At 45.2% G+C, this 7950-nt stretch carries 4 protein-coding genes; 1 reads left to right on the top strand and 3 read right to left on the bottom strand.

The window, feature by feature from the left end; genetic code table 11:
- Positions 1–200 precede the first annotated feature (200 nt).
- Positions 201–2219: an AarF/ABC1/UbiB kinase family protein gene (locus JUI58_RS02280; RefSeq protein WP_239121214.1), complete on the bottom strand. Its 2019-nt coding sequence runs from the start codon at positions 2217–2219 to the stop codon at positions 201–203.
- Between the two features lie 148 nt (positions 2220–2367).
- Between JUI58_RS02280 and JUI58_RS02275 the strand changes: the two genes are divergently transcribed.
- Entirely contained in the window at positions 2368–4140 is a 1773-nt protein-coding gene (locus JUI58_RS02275) for an FAD-dependent oxidoreductase (protein ID WP_204102121.1), read from the top strand.
- Positions 4141–4257: 117 nt separating this feature from the next.
- On the opposite strand, the gene radC is transcribed toward JUI58_RS02275, so the two are convergent.
- Both radC and cphA read right to left on the bottom strand, forming a co-directional pair.
- Positions 4258–4989, bottom strand: coding sequence for a DNA repair protein RadC (radC, locus tag JUI58_RS02270; RefSeq protein WP_204102120.1), 732 nt, complete (start codon positions 4987–4989; stop codon positions 4258–4260).
- Positions 4990–5145: 156 nt separating this feature from the next.
- On the bottom strand, positions 5146–7773 hold the full coding sequence (gene cphA, locus JUI58_RS02265; RefSeq protein ID WP_204102119.1) for a cyanophycin synthetase: 2628 nt from the start codon (positions 7771–7773) through the stop codon (positions 5146–5148).
- Positions 7774–7950: the final 177 nt, after the last annotated feature.

Below are 7950 nucleotides of genomic sequence, written 5' to 3'. Positions count from 1 at the left end.
TTGATAGCTAATGCTTAAGTTCTAATATGTTGATAGCTAATGCTTAAGTTCTAATATGTTGATAGCTAATGCTTAAGTTCTAATATGTTGATAGCTAGGGAGCGAGACGCTCCCACTACTGTATTCTCTGGCTATGGTAGTGCGGGCATCTTGCCCGCTAATGCTTAAGTTCTATAATGTTGATAGCGAAATGCTCGTTTTTAACCAGCAGAGGGGAGACTTTTGGCTGCATTCCAATTAACAGAATCCGGGCGATCGCAATCCGTTTCTAACAGTATATTACGAATCAGTCGTGCCGCAACTTTCTGAACTAATCCATTCGCAATTTGATAGCCTACCTCCTGCGTCTTAGATTTGGCTAAAATTTTGGGAACAAACCCTAAAAATGTCATCGGATCGAAGCCTTTTGTTTCCTGCAAAATCTGCCAGATATTTTGAATGTGAGCGAGATTATCTTGAGAAATATTGTGCAAATCTGCGGGCATTTTTAAGGCACTCATGCCAATTTTTTGACGCAGGACAGTTGAAAAATCAAACAGTGTTTTTCGACCATAAAGATCGATCGCCTGTACGATTTCATCTACTAATTTAATGCGGATAAAATCACCTCGTTCCGAAAAAATGAAATCTAAGGCTTGACTAACAGCAAACTCAAAATCATAATCCTGAGAATCCCGAGCATTGCGTAAGAGATTTTCTAAACGATTCCAGCGAAAACTTCCACCCTTAAATAACAGATCTCGCAAAGACGATCGCAACTCTACAGAAGTATCAGTTAACAGTCGCTTGGCGATATAAGGATAGGCCTTACTCAATACTTTAAAATTTGGATTAACCCCGATCGCAATGCCTTCTAATGTCACCAAAGAGCGAATAATAAGAGCATAATAAGCCGGAACACGAAAAGGGAACTCATACATCATTTCCGACATTTGATCGGTAATACTTTTAAAATTGAGTTCAGCAACACTTGCTCCCAAAGCATTACCAAAAACATTCTCTAAAGCCGGAATAATGGGTCTTAAATCCGTATCTTCCGATAAAAACTCCAACTTAATATAGTCTTCAGCCAAAGATTCAAAATCTCGATTAACCAAATGTACCACAGCCTCAATTAACCCATAACGCTGATAGGGTTCAATGCGGCTCATCATGCCAAAATCCAAATAAGCTAATTTGCCATCTCGCGTGGCCAACAAATTTCCTGGATGCGGATCTGCATGAAAAAAACCGTGTTCGAGAAGTTGCCTTAAGGAACAGCCAACCCCCACTTCTACTAAGTGGGTTGCATCAATTCCTCGTGCTTGAATTTCTTCTAAATTGGTTAATTTTGTGCCTTCAATCCATTCCATTGTTAGGACGCGCCGCCCTGTATAATTCCAATAGATCTTCGGGATGTAAATTTCCGGTAAATAGCCGTATAATTCAGCAAATAACTCGGCATTTCGTCCCTCGAGTTCGTAATCCATTTCTTCAAAAATCCGCCCAGCAAATTCATCCGCAATTCCCACTACATCACTGCGAAGGCGTTTGATGTTTTTCTTTGCCCAAATTGCTAAACTTCGCATGATATAAACATCGAGAGAAATATTACCAATTAAGTCCGGACGTTGAACTTTAATGGCGACGGTTTCTCCAGTTTTTAGTTTTCCTTTGTAAACTTGTCCTAGGGATGCTGCTGCGACGGGCTGGGGACTAAATTCAGCATAAATATATTCTGGGCGATCGCCTAGTTCTTCTTCAATAAATTGGTAGGCTAGTTCGTTAGGAAAGGGAGGTAATTGATCCTGTAATTGTGCCAACTCTTGCATATAAACCGCAGAGATCAAGTCGGGACGAGTTGAAAGTGCTTGTCCCACTTTTATGTAGGTCGGTCCAAGACGAGTAATAATATTCCGTAGTTGCGTGGCACGATTTCTCTCATTGCGGGCAATACTTCCCCACAATTTATCCCACCATAGCCCAAAAATAAAGGAGAGAAAGCACCATAAAATATTGAAAATGCGCCCGATAACAGAGAAGGGACGCTTTTTGTAGTAGGCCATAATGAAATCTGAGTCATAATGACCGATTTCAAAGGCTGAGAGGCTTTCTGGATCGAGAGTTTTGTTGTTGGTTTCTCTCGCATCAATGGTGATAATTTCCTCTGGGGTTAAGGAGGTGCGATCGCGCTTTGGTGGGGCTGCGGTTGGGGACATAGGAACAATATTTGTTAGCATTCCCTTAATTATATAGAAAATCAAGAACGCGATCGCTCTGATGAGTCGCAAGAGAATGGGAATTGTTTCCTGGCACAATAAGAATAGCAGAGGATCGCATCTAAAAACAAAGTAAACTAGATTTTCTTATTCAGTTTTTTGTAATCTCATGTTAACCAAATTAACAACTGATGTTCTCATAGTTGGCGGAGGTACGGGAGGAAGTACCGCCGCTATTCAATGCGCCCGTCGTGGTGTGCAAACTATTATTGTGAGTGAGTTTGTCTGGTTGGGGGGAATGCTAACAGCAGCAGGGGTTGCAGCACCCGATGGCAGCGAACTTTTATTCTTACAAACGGGAATTTGGGGTGAATATTTAAAGGAACTGCGATCGCGCCAAAAGGGAGGTTTAGACCAGAGTTGGGTGAGTTTATTTACCTACGAGCCTCGCATAGGTGCGGCAATTTTTGCCGACTGGGTCAAGGATTTACCTCATTTACAGTGGATATCGGGACAGACTCCAGTAGAAGTTTTGCAGGAAGGCGATCGCGAAGCGTCTCCGAAGGAGAATCGCATTACCGGAGTTCGTTTTCAAGACTATGAAATTGAAGCAAAAATTACTCTCGATGGGACAGAATTGGGGGATTTATTAGCATTAGGAGAAATTCCTCATCGGTGGGGCTGGGAATTGCGAACAGAATTTAACGAACCCAGTGCGCCGGAAACTTATAATGAGTTATGCGATCGCTATCCCGTCCAGTCTCCTACCTGGGTTTTCCTCCTACAAGACTACGGACAGAAAGCCCCAAAAATTCCCGCCCCTGCTGTGGATATCTCGCAACAATTTAGCGGGGCTTGGCAAGGATATGGGAAACAAAAGTTTCTCAATTATGGACGATTTCCCAACGATTTATTTATGCTCAATTGGCCGCAAAAAGGCAATGATTATGGCGAAAACTTAAATCGTTTAATTGGATCGAAAGAAGAGAAAAAAGAGTTTTTACAAGAATCTAAAGAACATAGTTTAGGATTTGCCCATTTTATTCAAACCCACATTGATAAGCGCTATGGATTGGCTCAAAATGCCTTTCCTAGCCCCTCCGATGGTGCTTTTGCCCTATTACCCTATTTCCGAGAAAGTCGCCGCTTGCTGGGGCTAGAAACCATCATAGAAGCCGATATCTTGCCCATGTCTGGGGGAAATACTGCGGCATTACCCTGCAATTCCCAGGGAGAAGTAAATGCGATCGCCGTGGGAAATTATGCCAACGATCATCATTATCCCAGAGTTAAGTTCGATCTACAACCCAAATCAATGCAATGGGGAGGACGCTGGACGGGAACGCCTTTTACAATCCCTTATGATACCTTAATTCCTGTTGCAACCGATGGATTTATTGTTTGCGAAAAAAACATTTCCGTCTCCCATATTGCCAACGGTTCAACTCGATTGCAACCGATGGTTATGGCGATCGGACAAGCAGCAGGAATGGCAGCAGCATTATGTATAGAATCAAACTGTCAGCCGCGAGAATTGCCCGTTAGAGACTTACAAGAAGCATTATTAGCGAACAATCATGCCGTCATTCCTTTATTAAATTTACCTCCTAATCATCCGGAATGGTTGCAATGGCAGCGCTATTATTTAGATCGTCCTGAAGAATATAGCAAAGAAGGGATATGTGCGTGCAGTTCTGCCTTTTCTAGTGAAAGGGAAATTGGGGAACATTTTCGCGGTACATTTCGCAAAATTGGTGAGAATAGTTATCGCATTCGACTGGGCGATCGCGCAGAAAAAAAGCAAATTTGGCAACTCATTACGACTCGTCCAGAAGTCAATGAAAAATTGCAGCATTGCCAGAATGAAAGGGAAATTTCTGTTTGGGGATGGCGCAATTTTTCGGGAGGATGGTTTCTGCTAGAAAAGTTGGTAATTCATTAAGCAATTTGCCAGCCAGAAACTTGATTATATCAAATCCGCATGAATACTATCATTAAAAATCTAGGGAGCGAGACGCTCCCACTACGATAATATTCAATTATTACAGCCAATTTTAGCTCACTCCCCTTGAGGGTAGCGATTCCAGAGATCTGTTTTCTGTCGCAGGCTGCTAGAGTCACCATTTCCTAAAATTAAATGATCTAATAAAGGTAGATTTAAAAGCTGTGCGGCTTGTAATAACTTTTCTGTTAAACTCAGATCGTCTCCCGAAGGTTCGATAGACCCAGAAGGATGATTGTGAGCAATAATAAATCGCGTTGCGCCTTGTCGGATGACTTCTCGGAAAATATCAGGAGGATTGGCGATCGTTTCTGTTGCGGTGCCAATGCTAATCACTTGAGTTCCTAATAAGTGATTTTTCGTATCCATTAACAGAACCGCAAATCGTTCTTGCAATTGCCACATCAAATCGTGGCTGAGGGCATCTACCGCCACTTGAGGGGAGTCTATGAGGGCTTTAGGGGCGGGTCGCAGTTGAAAAGCGCGTTTTCCCAATTCGATCGCCGCTAAAATTGCCGTTGCTTTCGCTGGTCCCACCCCATCAATTGCCATTAATTCTTGTGGAGAAACCTCTCTAATAATATCGAGAGGATCTCGTTGATGTCGTCCCAAGGTTTGCAAAATATGATGACCTAAACCCACCGCAGACAGCTTTCCCGGTCCCTGACCCGTGCCTAACAAAATGGCAAGCAATTCAGCCGTGGAGAGATTTTTTGCCCCGATCGCCAGCAGTCTTTCCCTCGGGCGTTCACTTTCGGGCAAATCGGCAATTCTCAGGTTGTAGGTCATGAAATTAACGCTTACAGGGAGATGAGGGCTATTTTACCCGATTATTCTACGATTTTTGAGAATACCTGCGAGAGAAAATGTTTTGACAGTTAGTGGCCGCAATAATGCAGCCACTACCGGGAAAACTCCAAAGCGAGAAAACACTGCCAGAAATTCCTAAGAGGCAATTTTCGCTTTACAGTCTTCTAAAATGGCGATCGCGCCGCCGACGCTTTCTGGGGTAATCACCACCAAACCGCCATCAACTACCCGTTCTAAACCGACGCGAATGGCTTCCTTCTCGTCCAAAATGGTTTCATAGCAAGCATCGGATTTTTCCTCCCGAATACCCTTGACGATTAAATCTGCCACTACCCCTGTATCTCGGCCGCGCTTGTCGTTATCTTCCTTAATAATGATGCGATCGAACATCTGCGCCGATAGTTTACCCAATAAAATTAAATCTTCATCTCGGCGATCGCCAGGTCCGCCAATGACTCCCAAACGTTCCCCCTGCCAATTTTTGACAAACCCTCCTAGAGCTTCATATCCGGCAGGATTGTGGGCATAATCAATCAGGGCGTGGTATCGTCCCAAATCGATTAAATTCATGCGTCCAGGGGTTTGTTCCGTCGAAAGTTGGAAAGTTCTTACCCCTTGGCGAATGCTTTCAATATCCACACCTCGGGCAAATGCCGCCAAACAAGCAGCTAAGGCATTAGCAATCATAAAAGGAGCCATTCCTTTAAAAGTCGCAGGGACATTTTTGGCCGCCTCAATGCGTAATTTCCAATCCCCCTCAATAATCGTCAGGTAGCCATTCTCATAAATAGCCGCCAATTTGCCGCGACGGGTATGTTCTTGAATGACAGGGTGATCCGGGTTCATAGAGAAATAAGCCACCTTTGATTTTACCTTCTCCGCCATTTTGGCCACGAGAGGATCTTCCGCATTCAACACCGCATAACCATCAGGAGAAGTGCTTTCCGCCACTACAGATTTAACCGAAGCCATTTGCTCCACCGTATCAATATCGCCGATCCCCAAATGATCCGCCGCGACATTTAAAATCACTGAAACATCGCAGCGATCGAAAGCTAAACCCGATCGCAAAATTCCCCCCCGCGCTGTTTCTAAAACAGCAATTTCTACTGTAGGGTCTTTTAAGATTAACTGGGCGCTTTGGGGTCCAGTCGTATCTCCTGCTTCGACTAAATAATCGCCGATATAAATCCCATCGGTGGTGGTGTACCCCACAACCTGCTTGGTTTGCCGGAAAATATGAGCAATTAGGCGCGTGGTTGTGGTTTTCCCATTGGTTCCCGTAATGGCCACAATGGGGATGCGAGGGGACGTTCCTTCGGGAAAGAGCATATCCAATACTGCGGCACCGACATTGCGCGGTAAACCCTGACTCGGAGAAGCGTGCATTCGGAAACCGGGGGCTGCATTCACTTCGACAATGACCCCATCAGTTTCTCGGAGAGGTTTGCTAATATCTGACGTGACCACATCAATTCCAGCAATATCCAAGCCAATAACCTTGACAACCCGTTCGGCGATCCAGATGTTTTGGGGGTGAATATCATCCGTGCGATCGATGGCAATTCCCCCGGTACTGAGGTTCGCTGTTGCTCGTAAATAAACCCGTTCTCCTGTGGGGGGAATACTATCTAAGTTATAGTCCTGTCGTGCCAATACATCGGCGGCAGTTTTATCAAGTTTAATTTTGGTGAGAACATTATCGTGACCGTCTCCTCGTCTCGGATCGCGGTTGGTTTGGTCGATCAGTTCGCTAATGGTGGAGCGATCGTCACCGATGACATGGGCGGGAATGCGTTCGGCGACAGCAACAACTTTGCCTTGAACCACCAGAATGCGATGGTCGTTGCCTTGATAGTAGCGTTCGACAATGACCGATTTCGTTTTAGAAGCCTCACTGGCCAGATCGTAAGCCTCTTTTGCTTCTTGCCAGCGTTTAATATCGATGGTAATACCGCGACCGTGGTTGCCGTCGAGAGGTTTGAGAACAATGGGATAGCCCCCCACGTCGTCGATCGCATCTTCGAGTTCGTCAAAATAGCGAATGACGGTGCCTTGGGGGACGGGAATTCCGGCATCTCGCAACACGGTTTTGGTGCCTTCTTTATCGCAAGCCAATTCGACGGCGATAATGCTGGAATAGTCGGAAAGGGTCGCTTGTATGCGTTTTTGCTTGACTCCGTATCCCAGTTGAATCAGGGCGCGGGTACTCAAGTGCATCCAGGGAATTTCTCGTTCTTCGGCCTCGGTAATAATCGTTTCTGTACTGGGACCTGTGGAAGCATTGACCCAGAATTCTTTGAGGTCGTTGAGGTCTTGCTGGAGTTCCTCTTGGGGATAAGTTCCCGTATTGACAATACTCTGACACAGGCGCACGGCGGCGCGTCCGGCATAGCGTCCGGCTTGTTCGTCGAGATATTCAAAAACGACGTTGTACACCCCCTGTTCCGATGTCTGTCGCGTGCGTCCGAAACCGACGTGCATTCCGGCCAGATCCGAGAGTTCGAGGGCGACGTGTTCGATAATATGCCCCATTAATGTCCCTGTTTGCAGGCGCTCCAAGAAACCGCCTCGATGTCCTGGGGAGCAGTAATGTTCGACTAAGGTGGGCAAAAGCGATGTCAATCCTTCATTAAAACCCTGGATATCATTGGAGTATCGTTCGTCTAAATCCTCCAAGTCCAAGCGCATGACGATTAATTTGTGGTAGCGAATGCTCCAGTAGTTGGGGCCGCGCAGGGTGAGGGTTTTGAGAATTTTCATCGAAAAATTGGGTAGAAACCCCGTTCTTATAGGACGGCTTTATATTAGTTTCGCTACCGCCTTGGAGTTGTTTAATTAGAGTGCTTTTGTATTGCACTTTTAACAGGACAATTACTGTATCTAATTGAACAACCCTGTACGCATAGCGGTTTTGCTCTTTCGAGCCTCCCTTTCGGG

This window comes from Spirulina sp. CCY15215, from assembly GCF_016888125.1.
GTDB lineage: Bacteria > Cyanobacteriota > Cyanobacteriia > Cyanobacteriales > Spirulinaceae > CCY15215.
This window is presented reverse-complemented; position numbering and strand designations above follow the sequence as displayed.